Origin of the sequence: Nocardia amamiensis (assembly GCF_015477605.1) — a bacterium.
GTDB classification, from domain to species: Bacteria; Actinomycetota; Actinomycetes; order Mycobacteriales; family Mycobacteriaceae; genus Nocardia; species Nocardia amamiensis_A.
In genome coordinates, this window is sequence record NZ_JADLQX010000250.1 from 1 (window position 1) to 382 (window position 382).

Consider the following 382-nt stretch of genomic DNA (forward strand, 5'->3'; position numbering starts at 1 on the left):
TCAGCGAGGTGCCCGGCGCCGAGACGGCGATGGACGCCGAGCTGGTCTACGCCACCGACCTTTTCGACGGCGCGTTCGCGGGCACGTTCGCCGAGCGTTTCGTGCGCGTGCTGCACGGCGTCGCCGCCGAGCCGTCGGTCACGGTCGGCGACATCGACCTGCTGGACGACGCCGAGCGGTCGCTGGTGATCGAGCGGTGGAACGACACCGAGTTCCCGGTCGACGCCGCGCTCACCTCGCCGGTGGGTGATGCCGCGGCGACGCTGGTGTCGCTGTTCGAGGCGCAGGTCGCGCGCACGCCGGACAGTCCCGCGGTGACGTTCGAGGGGACGAGTCTGTCCTATGCCGAGTTCGCCGGGCGGGTGCACCGCCTGGCGCGCTG

Annotated in this window: 1 protein-coding gene; it reads left to right on the forward strand. The window is 72.3% G+C overall.

The features are described from left to right. The coding region (locus tag IU459_RS37695) for a hypothetical protein (protein WP_195134329.1) at positions 1-382 on the forward strand (382 nt) is incomplete at both ends.